This is a genomic window from Phenylobacterium sp. (assembly GCF_046290725.1).
In the GTDB taxonomy this organism is placed as follows: Bacteria; Pseudomonadota; Alphaproteobacteria; order Caulobacterales; family Caulobacteraceae; genus Phenylobacterium.
In genome coordinates this window covers 85,506-104,566 of sequence record NZ_JBKBUH010000004.1, presented here as the reverse complement: position 1 = coordinate 104,566, position 19,061 = coordinate 85,506, and the positions used below count along the sequence as shown (strand labels likewise).

Sequence of the window (19,061 nt, the reverse complement as noted above, 5' to 3'; positions counted from 1 at the left end):
GTGAGAAAAGGCAAGAACCCATGAGCATCAACAGCGCCATGCTCGCCGGCGTGTCCGGTCTAATCACCAACTCGTCGTCGCTGGCGGCGATCTCAGACAACATCGCCAACGTCAACACCACCGCCTACAAGCGCAACCAGGTGAACTTCGCCAATGTGGTGACCGCCCAGGCGGTGAAGGGGCGCTACTCCTCCGGCGGCGTGCAGGCGGTGACCCGTCAGTTCATCGGCCAGCAGGGCCTGATCCAGAGCGCCTCGTCGGCCACCGACCTCGGCATCTCCGGCGACGGCTTCTTCGTGGTGTCCACCAAGGGCGCCAACCTGACGCCGGCCGACACCCGGGTCTTCACCCGCTCCGGCTCGTTCAGCGTCGACGAGGACGGCTATCTGGTGAACGACGCCGGGCTCTATCTGCAGGGCTGGCACTACAAGGACGACGGCAGCATCGACATCAGCCCGTCGGACCTGACCAAGATGAAGTCCATCAACATCCGCGACCTGGGCGGGGCGGTGAAGGCGTCGAGCAACGTCATCATCAACGCCAACCTGAACAAGAACCAGGCGGTCAGCGCCGATATCGCCGCCTATGACGCGGCGGTGGCCGGCAGCCGCATGGCCTCCTACGCCGACGACCCGCTGACGGGGGTGAAGCCGGACTTCACCATCGAGATGAACGTGGTCGACTCGGCCGGCGGCACGCACCGCATCGCCATGGCCTTTCTGAAGGCCGACGCTCCGGCGGTGAACACCTGGCACGCCGAAATCTACTCCATCCCCGCCGGCGACGTGGACTCCGCCGACAACGACGGCCTGATCATGTCCGGGAACGTGGCGTTCAATCCCGACGGCACCATGGATCTCGATCCGTTGAACACGACCCTGTTCGCCGATCCCGCCAATCCGCTGATCGCCCTCGACGCCTCCGGCGGCGCCCAGCCCGCCTGGGCCGCCAATCTCGGCATCGAAGCTTCGAACATCACGCTCGACCTGGCGCGGCTGACCCAATACGCCTCGTCCTCGGTCGTCAATTCGGTGAACCCCGACGGCGCCACGGTCGGCACCGTGGTCGGCGTGCAGGTCGGCGAGGACGGCGTGGTCTCGGCCGTCTTCGACAACTCCGAAATCCGCAAGATCGCCATGATCGGCCTGGCCACCTTCCCCAATCCGGACGGCCTGCAGCCGGTGAGCGGCAACGCCTATCGGGCCACCATCAAGTCGGGCGAGTTCGCGGTGAAACAGCCCGGCACCGGCGGCGCCGGCGCTATCGCACCCTCCACCCTGGAGGCTTCGACGGTCGACCTGTCGTCCGAATTCACCGGCTTGATCACCACTCAGAAAGCTTACTCGGCCTGCTCGAAGATCATCACCACGGCCGATCAGATGTTGGATGAACTCATCAACATCAAGAGATAAGCCGCGGCGTTAATCCTCTTTAACTGGTAGCAACAACTTGGACTGTTCCAAAATCATACACGGGAAGGCCGATGGTAAACCTTTCCTTTACTATTGGGATTCACCGGATGTTATGTCCCGGTGCGTACAGTCCTGCCGAACTGTGATGGTGGGAAAGGCGTAAAGCCATGTTGCAACAACAGCAGACGCGCACGAACAGCCGCGGCGAGCCGTATGTGATCGGTCCCACGGGCGCGCCCCTGACGCTCAAGGACCTGCCGCCGCCCGACACCGGCCGGTGGGTGATCCGGCGCAAGGCCGAGGTGGTGGCCGCGGTGCGCGGCGGCCTGCTGACGCTGGAAGAGGCGTGCGAGCGCTACTCGCTGACCAGCGAGGAATTCCTCGCCTGGCAGAAGTCCATCGACCGCCACGGCCTGGCCGGCCTGCGCACCACCCGTCTGCAGCAGTATCGCTGATCCCCTTTCGGAATTTCGAAACTCACGCGGCCGCGCCTGGTGCGCGGCCGTTTTGCGTCTGGATCAGCGCTGGAAGCGGGCCCCAAGCCCGCTGTGCTCCGAAATCTTCCGGACGACGACGGTGATCCGCTCCCGTTCCCCGGCCCGCCGCTCGACCAGCAGCCGGGCCACCTGGGCGTCGTCCTGGAAGACATAGCCCTTGATCCCATCGAGGATGGCCTTGGCCAGGTTGTCGAGGTCGAGCCAGGGCGGGTCGCCGACATAGTCCATGGCGATCTCTACCGAGAATTCCCCCCAGCCTGGCCGCGAGCCGCGCCAGGCCTTGCGGAAGAACTCGTAGATCAGCGGCTTGTAGTAGCGCGCCTGGGTGGTGAGCCCGTCGATCGTGATCTCGATCTCGCCCGCCGCCTCGCGGGCGCGCACCTTGCCGTGCTGGATCCAGTCGCCGTCCATGGCCCTCCTTACGACCGAACCCGCCTTGCAGTCTCGCGCCTGATCGTTAAACCGACGCCGGACCTGATGGGAGACATCCGCGCATGACCGGCACCCGCGTCGAAACCGACACCTTCGGACCCATCGAGGTCCCGGCCGACCGCTATTGGGGCGCCCAGACCCAGCGCTCCATCGGCAACTTCAAGATCGGCTGGGAGAAGCAGCCCAAACCCGTCATCCGCGCCCTGGGGGTGGTCAAGCGCGCCGCGGCCGAGGCGAACATGGAGCTCGGCCGGCTGGATCCGAAGATCGGCGCGGCCATCGTGGCCGCCGCCCAGGAGGTGATCGACGGCAAGCTCGACGACCACTTCCCGCTGGTGGTCTGGCAGACAGGCTCGGGCACCCAGTCGAACATGAACGCCAACGAGGTGATCTCGAACCGCGCCATCGAGATGCTGGGCGGCCAGATGGGCTCCAAGAGCCCGGTCCATCCGAACGACCACGTCAATATGAGCCAGTCGTCCAACGACACCTATCCGACGGCGATGCACATCGCCGCGGCCGAGGAGGTGGCGCGCGGCGTCATGCCGGCGCTGGAGCACCTGCACGCGGCGCTGAAGGCCAAGACCGAAGCCTTCGCCCACATCATCAAGATCGGGCGGACCCACACCCAGGACGCCACGCCCCTGACCCTGGGCCAGGAGTTCTCCGGCTATTCCCAGCAGGTCGCCAACGGCGTGCGGCGGATCAAGGAAAGCCTCTACGGCCTCTACGAACTGGCCCAGGGCGGCACCGCGGTCGGCACCGGCCTGAACGCGCCGGTCGGCTTCGCCGAGCTGGTGGCCCAGAAGATCGCCGACATCACCCGCCTGCCCTTCGTGACCGCGCCCAACAAGTTCGAGGCGCTCGCCGCTCACGACGCCATGGTCTACAGCCACGGCGCTCTCAACACCGTCGCCGGCTCTCTGTTCAAGATCGCCAACGACATCCGCTTCCTGGGTTCCGGCCCCCGCTCAGGCCTGGGCGAACTGGCCCTGCCGGAGAACGAGCCCGGCTCCTCGATCATGCCGGGCAAGGTGAACCCCACCCAGTGCGAGGCCCTGACCATGGTCTGCACCCAGGTGTTCGGCAACCAGGCGACCATGACCATGGCCGGCGCCTCGGGCCACTTCGAACTCAACGTCTTCAACCCGGTGATGGCCTACAACTTCCTGCAGTCCTGCCGGTTGTTGGCCGACGCGGCGATCTCCTTCACCGACAACTGCGTGGTCGGCATCGAGGCGCGCGAAGACAACATCAAGGCGGCTCTGGAACGCTCGCTGATGCTGGTGACGGCGCTGGCGCCCAAGATCGGCTACGACAACGCCGCCAAGATCGCCAAGACGGCGCACAAGAACGGCACCACCCTGCGCGAGGAGGCCGTCGGCGGCGGCTACGTCACCGACGCCGAGTTCGACGCCGTCGTACGGCCGGAGAAGATGATCTCGCCGGGTTGAGGCGGAGCTATTCCGCCGCGTAGACGACCGGATGCGTGTGGGCCCAGAGATGGGCCCGGTAGGTCTCGAAGCACTGCTCCCCGCAGATGAGGCGCATCAGCGCGCCTTCGGCGAGGAACCGGGCGCAGCCGGGGGTCTCCGCCACCAGCGGCTCCAGCGCCTCGGCGTTCCAGGCCTTGGAGTGCTCGATGTCCAGTTGCGCATGGAGGGCGAAATACTTGCGCCCCTCCGGCCCGACGCCCGCGCGCTTGAGGCCCTCGGCCACGCAGGCGACCCGCGTCGGCGCGGTCAGCTCCACCACGCCCAGGGCGCCGATGGACTGATAGACATAGCGGCGGTTGGTGGCGAAGGCGGTCATGGTGTTGGCGAGCGCCAGCGACTGCCAGAGCGTCGTCTCGATGGTAGGCTGCAGCCCCAGCACCTGCGTGGTCTTCTCCAGCATCGGGCCGTGCATGCCGCGCTCAGCCCCCCGGCCCATCTCGTCCCAGTAATTGCGGGCGAGCTCCAGCTTCGGCCGAACCGGCAGCTTCACCTGGGTCATGGCCACGAGGTCGTCGAAACCGGCCTCGCCGGCGGCCTCCTGGGTCAAGAACCACTTGAGGTCCTCGAGCGAGGCGTCCGTCTCCAGCCAGGCGAAGAGGGGGTCCCACTGGCCGGGGCCGCCATCCTTCAGGCCTTCGAACCAGGCCACGAAACCGTCCGGGTCGGACGGTACATTCGAGACCAGGGGCTCCACATGGGCTCGGAACGCCTCGACGAAGGCGCCCTCGAGACGCTTCATCCGGCATTCTTCGTTCAACTCCGCCCGCCAGTCGGCGTGCGGCGTCGCCACCGCCAGCCGGCGTCGATTCCAATGGGCCAAGCCCAGATGCAGCGCCTCGGCGTCCGGAAACTCCGGCGAGAATTCGCCCAGTCGCGCCAGTCTCATACCTGCAAACACCGTTCTACTCCCTCGCGTGGGCGGGGAAGCGCGCAGGTTGTGATCGGGTTCCTCTGTCGAGCCGCCGACAAACCGGCCGGACAGCCGTCACAGACGCAGATCTACATCCGGCGGCTGACGGCGAAGTCGGCGAGATCCTCGAGCGCAGGACGCCAGCTGTTGCTGGCGGCGAAATCGGCGAGTTGGGCCTTGGCGCGGATGGCGTACTCGGCGGCGAGGTCGAGGGTGGCCGCATCGGCGCCGGACATCCTGATCAGTTCCCGCGCGCGCTCGAAATCGCCATCGGCCTGCTCGCGGCGACCGACGACGCGGTCCCAGAACGCCTTTTCCGCCGCCCCGGTGCGGGAGATCGCCAGTAGCAGCGGCAAGGTCGCCTTGCCTTCCCGGAAGTCGTCGCCCGGGTTCTTGCCCAGTTCCTGGCTCTCGCCGCTGTAGTCCAGGGCGTCGTCCACCAGCTGGAAGGCGAGGCCGAGATCCTGGCCGAACTTGCGCAAGGCCTTGCAGTGCGCGGGCGAAGCGCCGGCCGAGACCGCGCCGGCCTCGGCGGCGGCGGCGAACAGCTCCGCGGTCTTGGCGCGAATGATCTCCAGATAGAGCTCTTGGGAGAGATTGAGGTCGTGGGCGCGCGTCAGCTGCAACACCTCGCCCTCGGCGATCACCCGGCTGGCGCGGGCCAGGATCTCGAGCGCAGCCATGGACCCGGCCTCGACCATCAGCTCGAAGGCGCGGGCGAACAGGAAGTCGCCGACCAGGACGCTCGCCGGCGCCCCCCAGATCAGGTGAGCCGCCACCTTGCCCCGGCGCAGCTGTGAGGAATCCACCACGTCATCGTGCAGCAGAGTGGCGGTGTGAATGAACTCCACCGCCGCCGCCAGCTTGAGGCAGGCGTCGTCCTGCGCCCCGGCCACCCGCGCGGCGGCGATGGTCAGCAGGGGCCGGAGCCGCTTGGCCGAACCACCGACCAGATGCTCGGCCAAGGCGGGAATCACCGACACCGGGCTCTGCATCCGTTCGCGGATCAGGGCGTCGACCTTGGCCATGTCGGGACGCGCAAGCTCCAGCAGGCCCTCGATGGAAGCGGGCTTCTTGGGGGCGACGGCGGCGCTGGCTGCGTCCAACGGGGTGGAACTCCAAGGGGCCGACGAAGGGGACGTTTCGAGGGTCGGCGTTTGCGGGGGACAATGGTCACGCGATAGGGCACGGTCAACCCGCGCAAGCCTCCGAGGCGACATGGAAATCGACCCGCAACCCGAAGTCGCTTCGGCGACCCAGGATCGGCTGCTCGACGGCCGCATCCGCCTGCGTCAGCCGGCCGGCGGCTACCGCGCGGGCATGGATGCGGCGCTGCTGGCTGCGGCCTGTGACGCGCCGCCGCGGGCGCGGGTGATCGAGCCCGGCTGCGGCGTGGGCGGCGCCCTGCTGGCCGCCGCCGTGCGGCGTCCGGAGACGAGCTTCCTCGGGATGGAGCGCGACGCCGAGGCGGTGCGGCTGGCCGCGGCGAATATCGCCGAAAACGGCCTGACCGACCGCGTCTTAGTCCTGCAGGGCGAGGTCGGCGCAGGCTTCAAGGCGCTGGGCCTGCCGCCGTTCGACGCCGCCCTGGCCAATCCGCCCTTCTTCGATGATCCGGGAACGCTCAGGGCTCCCGCCAAGGCCAAGCAGGGCGCGTGGATGGCCGAAGGCGGGCTGGCGGCCTGGACGGGCTTCCTCCTCAAGGCGGTGCGGGAGGGCGGCACGATCACGGTGATCCACCGGGCCGACCGGCTGGCCGACTTGCTCGCCCTGCTGGCGCCAAAGGCGGGCTCCTTCCAGATCCGCCCGATCCAGGCCTTCGCCGACGCGCCGGCCAAGCGGGTGCTGGTCCGCGCGGTCAAAACCGGCAAGGCCCCCCTGCAACTCTTGCCGCCGCTGGCGCTGCATCCCCGGAACGGCGACAAGCACACGCCCGCAGCCGAGGCGATTCTGCGCGGCCGGGCGGCGCTGGATTGGGGCGACCGATGACGGCTTCGGAGAACGCCGCGGCGTTCCGGCCAGGCGAGGACGACGTATTCGCGCGGATCGCGCGGCGCTACGACCTGCTCTGCGATCTCTTCAGCCTCGGCGCCCACCGGTACTGGAAGGCCCGCATGGCCCGGCGGATCGCCCAGGCCGGCGGCGCCTCGGTGCTTGATCTCGCCTCCGGCACCGGCGACATCCCCCGCCGCCTGCTGCGGCGGCCCGAGTTTGCGGGGCGGAGCCTGTGGGTGACCGACCTGAGCCCCGCCATGCTCGAGGTGGCGCGCGAGAAGCTTGCCCAGGCGCCCGGCGTGCGCTGCCGAACGGCCGACGCCGAACGGCTGACCGGGATCTCCGCCAATTCCTTCGACATCGTCTCCATCTCGCTGGCCATGAAGATCTGCGACCGCAAGGCGGTGCTGCGCGAGGCGCTGCGAGTCCTCAGGCCCGGGGGCCTGTTCTTCTGCCTGGAGGCCGGACGGGTGCGAAGCCCGGCCTTGCGGGCGCTCTATCTGGAATACATGACCTGGTGCGTGCCGCTGATGGCCCAGCTGGCGGCCGGCGGCGACCGCGGCGCCTACGACTATCTTCTGAAGGGGATCCGCACCTTTCCGGACGCAGACGCCTTCGCCGGGGAGATCGAGGCCGCCGGCTTCACCGATGTGGGGTACGAACCAATGACCTTCGGGGTGGTGAGCCTGCACTACGCGCGCAAGCCGCGGCGCGGATAGGAGGTTTCATGGATCTGGCCGCTCTCTCGAACCGCGCCTGGGCGTTGCGCGAACTCTATGCGCGCTTGGAAACGCAGCGTTACGGCCGCCCCTGGAGCCGCCAGGAGGTAGCTCTTGGGTTCCTGGGCGACGTCGGCGACCTGATGAAACTGATCCAAGCCAAGGAAGGCGTTCGCCACATCCCCGACGCCGACGCCAGTCTCGCCCACGAACTGGCCGACTGCCTGTGGAGCGTGCTGGTCTTGGCCCGGCTCTATGGCGTCGATCTCGAAGCGGCGTTCCTGAACACCCTGGACGAACTGGAAGCCGGCGTCGGAGCGCGCCTCAACCCTTGAACCACACCACCTGGTTCGACACCGCCAGCAGCTCGCCCCCGGCCGACCAGAGCTCGGCGGTCTGATCGTTGAAGCCGTGCTTGAAGGCCCGCGCGTCGGCCGTGCAGAGCAGATAGTCCTCGCCCTGGCGCGCCATCTCCGCCTCGTCGGCGAGGAAATAGGTGGTCATGGAGACGGTGGCGACCGGCGGGATGTCGCCGCGGACCTGCAGGATCTTCACCACGAAGGTGTCGGCCAGGGCCGCCAGGGCCACATAGTCGAGCGGCCTGGGCGGTGCGTCGCGAACCCAGGCGCGGGACAGCGCCGGCGCCGGCGCCTCGGCGCTGGCGCGCCCGGGAATGGGCTCGCCGCGCTCGAAGCGGAACTCGTAGCGGCCCAGCCATGCGTTGCGACCTTCCGTCGGCAGGGGCGCAAGGGCCTGCGACGGCGGCATGGGCGGCGGAGCGCCCGGCCGATGCGACCATGTCTCGCGCGAGGGGCCCGTGACCGTGCTGGCGGTGGCGGCGACCACATCGCCCTGCACGAGCTCCACCAGCCAGTGCTGGGTGGAGCGGCCGTCGCGGACCAGGCGGACCAGGACCTCGAACTCACCCTCGGCCACGGCCGCGCAGAAGTTCACGGTCTGGGCGACAGGCCGGCCGCGGCGATCGGGATGCTCCATCACCGCGCGAAGCAGGATCGCCGCCGTGGTCCCGCCGAACGGTCCTGCCATGTTCCAGTAGGCGGCGCTGGTTCGGCCCGCCAGCCGTCCGGGGCCAAGGCTTCGAAGATACGTGGCCTCGTCCAGCGGATGCGGCTTCAGGAGGGTGTCGCTCATCGGGGAATCCTGCGCTTTTACACAGGCTGCGCAGGGGCGCAGTGGTTGTCCATAACCTGGCGCGTCATCGGGCCGCATCGGATCGGCAGCCATAAATTCCCATAACATGGGTCCGGGGCAAGACTTCAGACCGTGTGCAAACAAGCGGCGCCAAGCCCGCCCCGCACCACGAGAAAAAGGGAAAGAACGATATGGGGCGAGACGCCCAGCCTCACGCACCGCTGCGCGCCTGGCTCCTGCGGACCGGCCTCACCCTCGCCGCCACCCTCCTGGTCGCGGCCCCCCTGCAGGCCGCGGCCCGTGCGGCCGGCATCGCCCTGCCGGGCGAGCCCCGCGCCGCCTTCGCCTCGCTCGTCGCCCCCAAGCCGGCCGACGCTCCGCCCCCGCCGCGGATCGAGGTCGTCTGGGACGGTCGGGACGTGGACGGCGACGGCGCGCCGGATTTCGCCAACCCCACCGGAAACGCGCCGCGCACGGCCGACGCCTATGGCTACGGCCACTTCGGCGCCCGCCGCGACGGCGGCTCCCGCGCCCACGAGGGCGTGGACTACGCAGCGGAGGCCGGCCAGGAGGTGGTCGCGCCGATCTCCGGCTTCGTCACCAAGATCGGCTTCGCCTACGCCAGCGCGCCGGAGCTGACCTTTGTGGAGATCACCAATCCGGCGCTGGGCTACCAGGCGCGCGTCTTCTATGTCGATCCCACCGTCGAAGTCGGCCAACCCGTGCGCCTGGGCGCCGCCATCGGCCGGGCGATCAGCCTGCAGGGCCGCTATCCGGGCAGGATGACCGATCACGTCCACCTGGAGCTGTCAGGCCCGAAGGGCCGGCGCTTCGACGCCGCGGCCGTGCTGGCCGCCCGGGAGGTGGTCGTCGAGGCCGGCGACTGACGCTTCAGCCGTCGATATCCCAGCCGAGCGCCACGCGGCCGGTATAGCGCAGCTGGGGCTTCTCCTGCAGGGGATGGAAGCGCGCGCCCTGCACGTCGCGGAAGGCGCGCTCGAGCCCCAGGTCGCGATAGAAGGCCGCGCCGCCCGCCGCCTCCATGGCCTGCTCGACCGTCTCGATGGCCGCGCGCCCGACCAGGGTGCGAAAGGTCATGGCCCGGCTGGTGGTCTCCGGACCCGGCGCGCCGGACACGGCGATGCGGACCATTTCGGCCCAGGCGACCTCGGCGGCGGCGAAGGCGTTCTCCATCTCCCCCACCAGATAGGCGAGATGGCCGTCGTCGGCCTTGCGCCGCGCCGCCGCCAGGGCCCGGACCCGCGCGCCCTCCGCCACGCCCACATAGGCCGAATAGATCAGGGCGAAGGCGATCATGCTGATCACGTGGAACAGCATGTGCCACTTGCCCGCCGGCCGCCGGCCCGCGACCGCCGCGTCGGGGATGAAGACCTCGGCCAGCTCGATGTCGTGCGAACCTGTGCCGCGCATGCCGAGCGTCCGCCAGGTGTTCAGGATCCGGACGCCGGGCGCCGTCAGCGACACGGCGAAGTGCAGCACCGTCGGCCCGGCTTCCGGGTCGTGATAGATGGCGCTGGTGGACAGCAGGTCGCCGGCCGGGCTGCCGCTGGAGAACGGCTTGCGCGCGGACACCTTGAAGCCGCCGTCCGCCTTCACCGCCGTCCCGCCGCCGGGCAGCCAGTCCGATCCGCCGCTGGAGACGAGCACGAGATCCTCGGCCGCCACCCGCTTCAGCAGCCCCTCGGTCGGGGCGCCCTGATGGCGCCAGCGCCAGGCGGCCACCGCGACCAGATGGCTATGCATGGCCGCCGCCAGGGCCGTGGAGCCGCAGGCTGCGCCCAGTCGGCGTATGGCGTGGCAGATTTCGTCCGCCTCGGCGCCGCCGCCGCCGAACTCGACGGGAACGAGCGCCTTGAAGAAGCCCTCGGCCTTCAGGCGCTCATAGGCGCCGGCCACGAAACTGTCGTCGGAGTCGTGCAGCGCCGCCTCGGCGGCGATCTCCTCGGCCAGCCGGTCGGCGCGCTCGCGCCAGTCGATGCGGATGGGGCGCGCGTCCATTTCGGATGCAAGGGTCATGTCTGGTTCCTTCGAGATCGGCGGAGCAGGTCCGCTGGTGTCGCGAAGATTGTCCGGCCAGATCCGACCGACTAGTTCAGCAACTGAACCGCCCCCGATACAGGAACTGAACTAGGCGCTCGCTCCAGGCAGGATTAGTCTTCCAAGGACATCCGGGGAGATCTCCATGACGGAGCGAAGCTACAGGCAGTTCTGTCCGGTGGCCATGGCCGCCGAAATCTTGTGCTCACGCTGGACGGTGGTGCTGCTGCGCGAACTGGTCGCCGGCTCGACCCGCTTCAACGACCTGCGGCGCGGCGCGCCGCGCATGTCGCCGGCCCTGCTCTCGCAGCGGCTGAAAGACCTGGAGGCGGCCGGCGTGGTGCGCCGCCATCCCCTGCCCGGAGAGCCGGGCGTGTTCGAATACCGGCTGACCGAATCCGGGCGCGAGCTTGAGGCCGTGGTCGACGCATTCGGCATATGGGGCCAGCGCTGGGTGTCGAGCGAGCTTTCGCTGCAGCATCTCGACGTCTCGCTGCTGATGTGGGACATGCGCCGCAACCTCGACCCCACGCCCCTGCCCAAGCGCCGTTGCGTGGTGCAGTTCCGCTATCCGGAACAGGCGCCGGCGGACCGGAGCTTCTGGCTGGTGGTCGATCCCGACGGGCAGGTCGACCTGTGCTCGGTGGATCCGGGCTTCGACGTCGATCTCTACGTCACGGTCGACCTGCGCACCATGACCGCGATCTGGATGGGCCTGGACACCGTCCGCAGCGCCGTAGCGGCCCAGAAGATGATCCTGACCGGCGACCGTGGATTGGCGGCCGACATGCAGACCTGGCTGGGCCTTAGCCCCTTCGCCCGGGAGCGCAAGCTCGCCAGTTGAGCTTCCCGGCAGCCGATTGCGACTGCGAGTAAGATTGACTCGCAACAGAGGCTCTGGTTTGACGGCCCCCATCTGTTTTAGCCGGGGTCTGCCTTGTCGCGTCGTAACCTCCTGGGGGCGGGCTGCGCGCTCGCCGCTCTCGCCTCCGCCACCTCCGCCCAGGCCGCCGACGAGGCGGTGGACGTCAGCGAGCTGGTCATCACCGCCACGCGGACCGAGGCGCCGCGCGCCACGGTTCCGGCCACCATCCAGGTGATCGGCGAGGCGGAGCTCACGACCCAGACCGCTCTCGGCTTCTCGGCGGTGGAGACGGTGGCCAATCTCGTCCCCTCCTTCTCGCCGACGCGGCAGAAGCTCTCCGGGTTCGGCGAGACCCTCCGGGGGCGGTCGCCGCTTTACCTGGTGGACGGCGTGCCGCAGTCGACGCCCCTACGCGACGACAGCCGCGACGGCTTCACCATCGATCCGTTCTTCATCGAGCGCGTGGAGGTGGTGTTCGGGTCGAACGCGATCCAGGGCATCGGCGCCACCGGCGGGGTGGTGAACTATGTGACGGTTCCGACGCCGAAGGAGACCGAAGGTTTCACCGGACGGGTGCTGGCCCAGACCAGTCTCGATCCGGAGATCGCCGGCGACAGCCTGGGCTGGAAGGCGGCGGCCTATGTAGGCCGCGACTTCGGCCGCTGGGACTTCACCGCCGGCGCGGCCTACGAGGCGCGCGGCGCCTATTACGACGCCCGCGGCCGGCGGATCGGCCTGGACGGCGCCCAGGGCGAGCTGCAGGATTCCAGGAGTTGGTCGCTGTTCGCCAAGGCCGGTTTCGACTTTACCGACCAGCGTCGGCTGGAGGTGATGGTCAACCACTTCGAGCTTGAAGGCGACAACGACTACATCACGGTCAACGGCAACCGCGCCACAGGCCTGCCGACCACCGCCGTGCGCGGCCGGTTCCCCGGCAAGCCGACCAAGAACGACGTGACCTCGGCCGCCCTCACCTATCGCGACCGCGGCTTCTTCGGCGGGGTGCTGACCGCCCAGGCCTACGCCCACGACTACCAGGGCGTTTTCGGCGGCGGGAACTTCGCCGATTTCCAGGACCCACGGATCGGCCCCAACCTCTTCGACCAGTCGGCCAACAACTCCGAGAAGCTGGGCTTCAAGGTGGACTACGAGCGCGGCTTCGACGCCCTGCCCGGCTTCCGGATGCTGGTGGGGCTGGACGGCCTGTCGGACAGGACGTTCCAGGCCCTGGTGCTGACCGGCCGCCTCTGGGTGCCGGAAACCACCTATAAGAGCCTCGCGCCCTTCCTGCAGCTGCGCCAGGGCCTGATGAACGGGCGCCTCAACCTTGCGGCCGGCGTGCGCCAGGAGAACGCGACCCTCGAGGTCGGCGACTACACCACCCTCTACGCCTATGGCCCGCAGCAGGTGGCCGGCGGCGAGCCCAGCTTCACCGAGACGCTCTACAACGCCGGCGCGACCTTCCGGCTTACCGATGGCCTGACCGCCTACGCTTCCTATGCGCAGGGCTTCACCATGCCCGACGTCGGGCGGGTGCTGCGCGCGATCCGCCAGCCCAATGTCGACGTGGACACCTATCTCGACGTAACGCCGGTGGTCTCCGACAATGTGGAGGTGGGCCTCGACTATGCGGCCGGGCCGCTGCAGGCGGGGATCGCCTGGTTCCGCTCCACCTCCGACCGCGGCTCGCTGTTGGTGCTCAACCCGGGCGGCCAGTTCGAAGTCCAGCGCCAGCGCACCGAGGTTGAGGGCGTGGAGATCTCCGCCCGCTTCGCCGCCACCGACTGGCTGATGCTCGGCGCAGCCTACGCCCAGCTGGACGGCCGCACAGACTCCAATGGCGACGGGACGGTGGACCGCGACCTGAACGGCGCCAACATCTCGCCGGACCGGCTGCTGGTCTTCGCCGAGGCCGCCTGGGGCGACTGGACCGGTCGGCTGCAGGCCCTGCAGTTCTATGGCCGCGACTTCGAAGGCGAGCCGGCCGCCAACAGCTTCGAAGGCTATGCGCTCGCCGACGCCGTGGTCACTTGGCGCGCGCCGGTCGCCACCTTCAGCCTGGCGGTGCAGAACCTCTTCGACGAGCAGTACGTCACCTACTTCTCCGACACCCAGAACCCAGCCGACAACGCCCGCTTCTTCGCCGGGCGCGGGCGCACCGTGGCCCTTGGCGTGACCAAAGACTTCTGATGGGCTTCCTGCGCCTCCTGCACGCCTGGGCGGGGGCCGTCCTGGCGCTGATCCTGGTGGTGCTGGGGCTCTCCGGCTCGCTGCTGGTGCTGAAGGACGACTGGCTGCGCGCCACGGTTCCGGCGGCGCGGGCGACGGTCGAGCCGAGGCCGGAGATCCTGGGCGCGGCCGCCGAAGCTGTGGAACGGGCGCATTCCGGTGAAGTCCGCACCCTGGTGTTCGCCCGCCCGGACCTGGGGATCCACCGCGTCTATCTGAAGGACGAGGGTTCGGCCTATGCGGACGCTTCGGGCGCCGTGGTGGCGCGCTGGACGGGAAACCACCGGCTGGAGGCGTGGATCTTCGACCTGCACCACTACCTGCTGGCCGGCGATACGGGGTTGATGGTCGCGGGCGTGGCGGGCCTGGCCGGAACGGTGCTGGCGTTGACCGGGCTGGTGGTTTGGGCGCCGGCCTGGCGCAGCTTCCGCGGGCGTGTCTGGCCAGACTCCCTGAGGCGACGCGACCTGATCTCGGCCCATCGGGATGCGGGTCTGATCTTCGCGATTCCCATACTCATGCTGTGCCTCACCGGGGGCGCCATCGTCTTCCACAAGCAGAGTCAGGCCCTGATGGTCGCCCTGGCGCCCGGCGGGGCGCCGCCTGCCGAAGCGCCGGCGGTCGGCGAAGGGGACGTGGACTGGCCCACGGCGCTGACCGCCGCCCAGGCCGCCTTCCCCGAAGCGACCCTGCGGATGGCCAACTGGCCGGCGAAGCCCGGCGCGCCCGCCAATGTGCGCCTGCGCCAGCCTGGCGAGTGGCACCCGAACGGCCGCACCATGGTCGCTATCGACCCGGCTACCAGCCAGGTGGTCCAGACGCTCGACAGCGGCGAGCTCGCCCCGGGGCTGCGGGCCTACAACGCCTTCTATCCGCTGCATGCGGCGGCGGTGGGCGGGCGGCTCTATGATGCGGCGATCTTCGCCTCGGGCCTGGCGCTGGCGGCCCTCGGCGGCTTCGGCCTCTGGTCCTTCCTCATCAAGCCGCGGCGGCGGCGGAAAGCGAAGCTCGCCCAGGCGTGACCGGCGGCGGGCTTGTGGTCGGCGCGCGGCTGGCCGACATTCGCCCCGCCCCGCGAACCGCTTCGGGGCGTCGCCGGAGAGCCGCGCCCCTTGACCTTCCCTCAGATCGCGACCCTGACGGTTCTCGGCCTCGTGGTCGTCGCCCTCGCCTCGAGCCGGGTGCGGGCGGACGTGGCGGCGCTCGCCGGCGCCGGCGCCCTGGCAGCCCTGGGCGTCGCCAGCGTGGAAGACCTGCAGCGCAGCTTCGCAAGCCCGGCCCTGGTGGCCCTGGCCTCGCTGTTCGTCCTCGCCGAGGCGCTGGACCGCACAGGGGTCATGGGGCTGATGGTGCGGACGGCCTCGAAACTGGTCTCGCGCCTGGGCGCGGCGTCGGCGCCGATCATCATCGCCTTCTGCGGCGCGCTGTCGGGCTTCCTGAACAACACCCCGCTGGTGATCCTGGCCGCCCCGATCGTCCAGGACGCCGCCCATAAGCTGGGCTGGTCGCCGAAGAAGCTGCTGATCCCCCTCTCCTACGCCTCGATCCTCGGCGGCGCCTGCACGCTGATCGGCACCTCCACCAACCTCTTGGTGGACGACATGGCCCGCCGGTCCGGCCTGCCGCATTTCACCCTGTTCGAGATCACGCCGGTGGGGGTGTGGGTGGCCGCCGCCGGCGGGCTCTACCTGCTGTTCGTGGCTCCGCGGCTGCTGCCGGCGGAGGACGGGGTGGCGGAGCTGCCGAAGGCGTCGGAGAAGCGTCCCCTGCGCGTGCTGCCGGGCCTCTTCGCCACGGCGGTCTTCGCCTTCGTGCTCGGCGCCGCAGCGGGCGGGCTGCCGATCGCCATCGTCTCCTTCACCGGCGCCGTCGTCCTGCTGCTGGCCCGCATCATCAAGCCCGAAGAAGCCTATGCCGGCTTGCGGCCCCAGGTGCTGCTGATGATCGCCGGCATGCTGGTCGTGGGCTCGGCGCTCGACAAGACGGGGCTGGCCCGCACCGCCACCGACGCGGTGGCCACCTTCACCCAGCCAATCGGGCCGATCGCCGCCCTGGCGGCCGTCTATGTGGCGACCCTGATACTGACCGAGCTGATGTCGAACGCGGCCGTCGCCGTGCTGATGACGCCGCTGGCCATCGGCCTGGCCCAGAACCTTGGCGTCGACCCGCGACCGTTCGTGGTGGCGGTCATGATGTCGGCCAGCGCCGCCTTCGCCACGCCGTTCGGCTATCAGACCAACGCCATCGTCCACCACATCGGGAACTACAGCTATTTCGACTTCGTCCGAGTGGGGCTGCCTCTAAACCTGGTGACCGCCGTCGCCGGGCTGATCGCCATCCCGCGGTTCTTCCCGTTCTAGGCAGGGCGGTCGCATATGAAGTCCTCCTCTCCCGCTTGCGGGAGAGGGTGGAACGGCGCGGCTCGCGCCATCGGCGATTGCCCCACCCTTCTAAGCGGCGGCCGACCGTTCGCCCCGAAGCGCCTGGACGAAAGCCCCTTGCCAGGCCGAGAGATCAAAAGCCTTCAGGCCGGCCATTAGGGCCTGCCAGCGCTCGATCCGCTCCTTGCGCGGCATGGTGAGGCCGCGGGCGATGGCGCCGGCGACCTGCTCGCGGTCGAAGGGATTGACGATCAGCGCCTCGGTCATCTGCTCGCTGGCGCCTGCAAATTCGGAGAGGATCAGCACGCCGGGATCATCCGGGTCCTGGGCGGCGACGTATTCCTTGGCCACCAGGTTCATGCCGTCGCGCAAGGGCGTGACCAGGCCGATCTTCGCCGCGCGATAGATGCCGGCCAGTTCGTCACGGCGGTAGGCCCGGTTCACATAGCGGATCGGCACCCAATCGACCGTGGCGTAGGCCCCGTTGATCCGCCCCGTCACCGCATCCAGCCGGGCGCGTATGTCCTGATAGGCGTCGACCTCCTCCCGGCTGGGGGTGGCGATCTGCAGCAGGAACACCCGCTCGCGCAGTTCCTCGTTGTCCTGCAGGAACTGCTCGTAGGCGAGGAAGCGCTCCTCCAACCCTTTCGAATAGTCCAGCCGGTCGACACCCACGACCATCTGCCGGCCGGCCAGGCTGACCTGCATCTTCTCGAACTCGGCCTGGGCGGTTTCGCCCGTGGCCGTGGCGGTGAAGGCGTCCACGTCCAGGCCGATGGGGAAGGCGCCCATGTCCACCGTTCGGCCGAAGGCCGTCGCCTCGCTCCCCACCACCTCCCCTCCGATGACCTGGGTGACGTAGTCCTCGAAGGCGCTGAGCGAATCCCGCGTCTGAAACCCGACGAGATCGTAGTCGAACAGCGCCTCCACCAGTTTCGGGTGGTCGGGCAGGGTCGTCAGCAGCCGCCGCGCCGGCCAGGGGATGTGCAGGAAGAAGCCGATACGGTTCGCCACCCCGCGGCGGCGCAGCTCCTGCGCCATCGGGATCAGGTGGTAGTCGTGGACCCAGATCACATCGTCCGAGCGGATCATCGGCAGCAGGGCCTCGGCAAACCGGGCGTTCACGCGGCCATAGCCCTCGCTGAAGGCGCGCTCATAGGCCGAGAGGTCGACCCGATAGTGGAACAAAGGCCACAGCGTCTTGTTGGCGTAGCCGTTGTAGTACTCCTGGACGTCCTGCTCCTCGAGATCGACGGTGGCGACCGTCACCCCGCCGGTCCGCTCCAGCGCCACCTGGCCGGTATAGACCTCGGTCGTGCGCCCGCTCCAGCCGAACCAGACGCCGTTCGCCTCGCGCAGGGCCGCGGCCAGCGCCATGGCCAGCCCCCCCACCGAGCCGCCGCCCGCGTCCGCCGGCGGCTGGACCCGGTTCGACACCACAATCAGCCTTCCCAAACCCATACTCCGCATCTCGATCTGGGTAATTCCTGAACCGCCCGGCGAATCCGAGAATTCGGACCGAGAAAAACTTCAGAATCACCGTTCTAATGCGGCCAAACGCGGAACATCTCTCAAAGTATCCACACGCCTTTTCGTCGAGCTGTTCCAAGCTGTCCTGGCGGACGAAAAAGCGTTACTGGCCGCTAGCCGGCGCTGTTCCTAGCACAGGCGTGGCTGCGGCTCAGCCATCTCACGCAGGTGTGACCGCAAAACGAAAAGGCCCCGGACCTTGCGGTCCGGGGCCTCGCCGTTCGCCACGGGCGAAGGGTCAGTTGCGGGCGGTGTCCACCAGCTTGTTCTTGGTGATCCAGGGCATCATGGCGCGCAGGCGCTGGCCCACCTCCTCGATCTGATGCTCGGCGTTGCGGCGGCGGGTGGCCTTGAAGCTCGGCTGGCCCACGGCGTTCTCGGCCATGAAGTCGCGCACGAAGCGGCCGGACTGGATGTCCTCCAGCACCTTCTTCATCTCCGCCTTGGTGTCGGGGGTGATGACGCGCGGCCCGGTCACGTACTCGCCGTACTCGGCGGTGTTGGAGATCGAGTAGTTCATGTTGGCGATGCCGCCCTCGTAGATGAGGTCGACGATCAGCTTCACCTCGTGCAGGCACTCGAAATAGGCCATCTCCGGCGCATAGCCGGCCTCGACCAGGGTCTCGAACCCGGCGCGGATCAGCTCCACCAGACCGCCGCAGAGCACGGCCTGCTCGCCGAACAGGTCGGTTTCGCATTCCTCGCGGAAGGTGGTCTCGATGATCCCCGAGCGGCCGCCGCCGATGGCCGAGGCGTAGGCCAGGCCGAAGTCCAGCGCATTGCCGGTGGGATTCTGATGGATGGCGATCAGGCAGGGCACGCCGCCGCCCTTCTCGTACTCGCCGCGCACGGTGTGGCCCGGTCCCTTGGGCGCGACCATCAGCACGTCGATGGTCTCCTTGGGCTCGATCAGGTTGAAATGGACGTTCAGGCCGTGGGCGAACAGCAGGGCCGCGCCGTCCTTGATGTTCGGCGCGATCTCGTTGGCGTAGATGCCGCGCTGCAGCTCGTCGGGAGCCAGCACCATGATCGCGTCGGCCCAGGCGGCCGCCTCGGCCACGCTCATCACCTTCAGGCCGTCGGCCTCGACCTTCTTGGCGGTGGCCGAGCCGGGGCGCAGGGCGACGGCGACGTTCTTCACGCCGGAGTCGCGAAGGTTGAGAGCGTGGGCGCGGCCTTGCGAGCCATAGCCTACGATGGCGATCTTCTTGTCCAGGATGCGGGCGATGTCGGCGTCGCGGTCATAGTAGACGCGCATGATCTTTCTCCTGAAGTCGAAGGTCGCCGCGGTTCCGCGCAACGGCGCCGCAGCAAAGGCGGGGCTATGCAGCGGAATTTTGCGCAAAGGTCAAGGGAAGCCCCGCCCTGCGCGACGAAATCGCCGC

The 19,061-nt window shown here is 68.9% G+C and carries 18 protein-coding genes; 11 read left to right on the top strand and 7 right to left on the bottom strand.

Annotated features, from left to right (window positions below; translation table 11 throughout):
* Positions 1-20: 20 nt before the first annotated feature.
* The gene (locus ACK41C_RS19045) at positions 21-1,412 is read left to right on the top strand and encodes a flagellar hook protein FlgE (protein WP_409657754.1); all 1,392 of its coding nucleotides are present in this window, start codon (positions 21-23) and stop codon (positions 1,410-1,412) included.
* Between the two features lie 167 nt (positions 1,413-1,579).
* The gene (locus tag ACK41C_RS19040; RefSeq protein WP_409657751.1) at positions 1,580-1,867 is read left to right on the top strand and encodes a DUF1153 domain-containing protein; all 288 of its coding nucleotides are present in this window, start codon (positions 1,580-1,582) and stop codon (positions 1,865-1,867) included.
* 63 nt (positions 1,868-1,930) lie between these two features.
* On the opposite strand, the gene ACK41C_RS19035 is transcribed toward ACK41C_RS19040, so the two are convergent.
* A complete protein-coding gene (locus ACK41C_RS19035) occupies positions 1,931-2,320 on the bottom strand; it encodes a RusA family crossover junction endodeoxyribonuclease (protein WP_409657749.1) in 390 nt (129 codons plus the stop codon).
* An 83-nt stretch (positions 2,321-2,403) separates the two neighbouring features.
* On the opposite strand from ACK41C_RS19035, the gene fumC reads away from it, so the two are divergent.
* Positions 2,404-3,795, top strand: a complete 1,392-nt coding sequence (gene fumC, locus ACK41C_RS19030) for a class II fumarate hydratase (protein ID WP_409657746.1) — start codon at positions 2,404-2,406, stop codon at positions 3,793-3,795.
* 7 nt (positions 3,796-3,802) lie between these two features.
* Here the strand turns inward: fumC and ACK41C_RS19025 are convergent, their stop codons facing one another.
* Positions 3,803-4,723 carry an iron-containing redox enzyme family protein gene (locus ACK41C_RS19025; protein WP_409657743.1) on the bottom strand — a complete coding sequence of 307 codons (921 nt, stop codon included), beginning with the start codon at positions 4,721-4,723 and terminating at the stop codon, positions 3,803-3,805.
* 113 nt (positions 4,724-4,836) lie between these two features.
* On the bottom strand, positions 4,837-5,853 hold the full coding sequence (locus ACK41C_RS19020) for a polyprenyl synthetase family protein (RefSeq protein WP_409657740.1): 1,017 nt from the start codon (positions 5,851-5,853) through the stop codon (positions 4,837-4,839).
* A gap of 112 nt (positions 5,854-5,965) precedes the next feature.
* Between ACK41C_RS19020 and ACK41C_RS19015 the strand changes: the two genes are divergently transcribed.
* From ACK41C_RS19015 to ACK41C_RS19005, 3 genes are read left to right on the top strand one after another with little or no spacing between them, the layout of a single operon-like run.
* Positions 5,966-6,736, top strand: a complete 771-nt coding sequence (locus tag ACK41C_RS19015) for a methyltransferase (protein WP_409657737.1) — start codon at positions 5,966-5,968, stop codon at positions 6,734-6,736.
* Positions 6,733-7,461 carry a ubiquinone/menaquinone biosynthesis methyltransferase gene (locus ACK41C_RS19010; protein WP_409657734.1) on the top strand — a complete coding sequence of 243 codons (729 nt, stop codon included), beginning with the start codon at positions 6,733-6,735 and terminating at the stop codon, positions 7,459-7,461. Before ACK41C_RS19015 ends, ACK41C_RS19010 begins: the two co-directional genes overlap by 4 nt.
* Before the next feature lie 8 nt (positions 7,462-7,469).
* On the top strand, positions 7,470-7,796 hold the full coding sequence (locus ACK41C_RS19005; RefSeq protein WP_409657731.1) for a MazG nucleotide pyrophosphohydrolase domain-containing protein: 327 nt from the start codon (positions 7,470-7,472) through the stop codon (positions 7,794-7,796).
* On the opposite strand, the gene ACK41C_RS19000 is transcribed toward ACK41C_RS19005, so the two are convergent.
* The gene (locus ACK41C_RS19000; RefSeq protein ID WP_409657729.1) at positions 7,786-8,613 is read right to left on the bottom strand and encodes an acyl-CoA thioesterase; all 828 of its coding nucleotides are present in this window, start codon (positions 8,611-8,613) and stop codon (positions 7,786-7,788) included. The two genes, ACK41C_RS19005 and ACK41C_RS19000, sit on opposite strands and share 11 nt — an antisense overlap.
* 191 nt (positions 8,614-8,804) lie before the next feature.
* On the opposite strand from ACK41C_RS19000, the gene ACK41C_RS18995 reads away from it, so the two are divergent.
* Positions 8,805-9,500 (top strand): M23 family metallopeptidase, encoded by a 696-nt coding sequence (locus tag ACK41C_RS18995; protein ID WP_409657726.1) that lies wholly within the window; start codon positions 8,805-8,807, stop codon positions 9,498-9,500.
* Between the two features lie 4 nt (positions 9,501-9,504).
* On the opposite strand, the gene ACK41C_RS18990 is transcribed toward ACK41C_RS18995, so the two are convergent.
* The gene (locus tag ACK41C_RS18990) at positions 9,505-10,650 is read right to left on the bottom strand and encodes an acyl-CoA dehydrogenase family protein (RefSeq protein ID WP_409657723.1); all 1,146 of its coding nucleotides are present in this window, start codon (positions 10,648-10,650) and stop codon (positions 9,505-9,507) included.
* A 166-nt stretch (positions 10,651-10,816) separates the two neighbouring features.
* On the opposite strand from ACK41C_RS18990, the gene ACK41C_RS18985 reads away from it, so the two are divergent.
* The 4 genes from ACK41C_RS18985 (at position 10,817) to ACK41C_RS18970 (ending at position 16,125) form a co-directional block, all read left to right on the top strand.
* Positions 10,817-11,515, top strand: coding sequence for a winged helix-turn-helix transcriptional regulator (locus tag ACK41C_RS18985; protein WP_409657720.1), 699 nt, complete (start codon positions 10,817-10,819; stop codon positions 11,513-11,515).
* A 93-nt stretch (positions 11,516-11,608) separates the two neighbouring features.
* Positions 11,609-13,726: a TonB-dependent receptor gene (locus ACK41C_RS18980; protein ID WP_409657717.1), complete on the top strand. Its 2,118-nt coding sequence runs from the start codon at positions 11,609-11,611 to the stop codon at positions 13,724-13,726.
* Complete coding sequence (locus tag ACK41C_RS18975; protein WP_409657714.1) at positions 13,726-14,787, top strand: PepSY-associated TM helix domain-containing protein; 1,062 nt, start codon at positions 13,726-13,728, stop codon at positions 14,785-14,787. The genes ACK41C_RS18980 and ACK41C_RS18975 overlap by 1 nt, the downstream gene beginning before the upstream one ends.
* Positions 14,788-14,877: 90 nt before the next feature.
* The gene (locus ACK41C_RS18970) at positions 14,878-16,125 is read left to right on the top strand and encodes an SLC13 family permease (protein WP_409657711.1); all 1,248 of its coding nucleotides are present in this window, start codon (positions 14,878-14,880) and stop codon (positions 16,123-16,125) included.
* Between the two features lie 90 nt (positions 16,126-16,215).
* On the opposite strand, the gene otsA is transcribed toward ACK41C_RS18970, so the two are convergent.
* Positions 16,216-17,601 (bottom strand): alpha,alpha-trehalose-phosphate synthase (UDP-forming), encoded by a 1,386-nt coding sequence (gene otsA, locus ACK41C_RS18965; RefSeq protein WP_409657708.1) that lies wholly within the window; start codon positions 17,599-17,601, stop codon positions 16,216-16,218.
* A gap of 313 nt (positions 17,602-17,914) precedes the next feature.
* Entirely contained in the window at positions 17,915-18,934 is a 1,020-nt protein-coding gene (gene ilvC, locus ACK41C_RS18960) for a ketol-acid reductoisomerase (RefSeq protein WP_409657705.1), read from the bottom strand.
* Positions 18,935-19,061 lie beyond the last annotated feature (127 nt).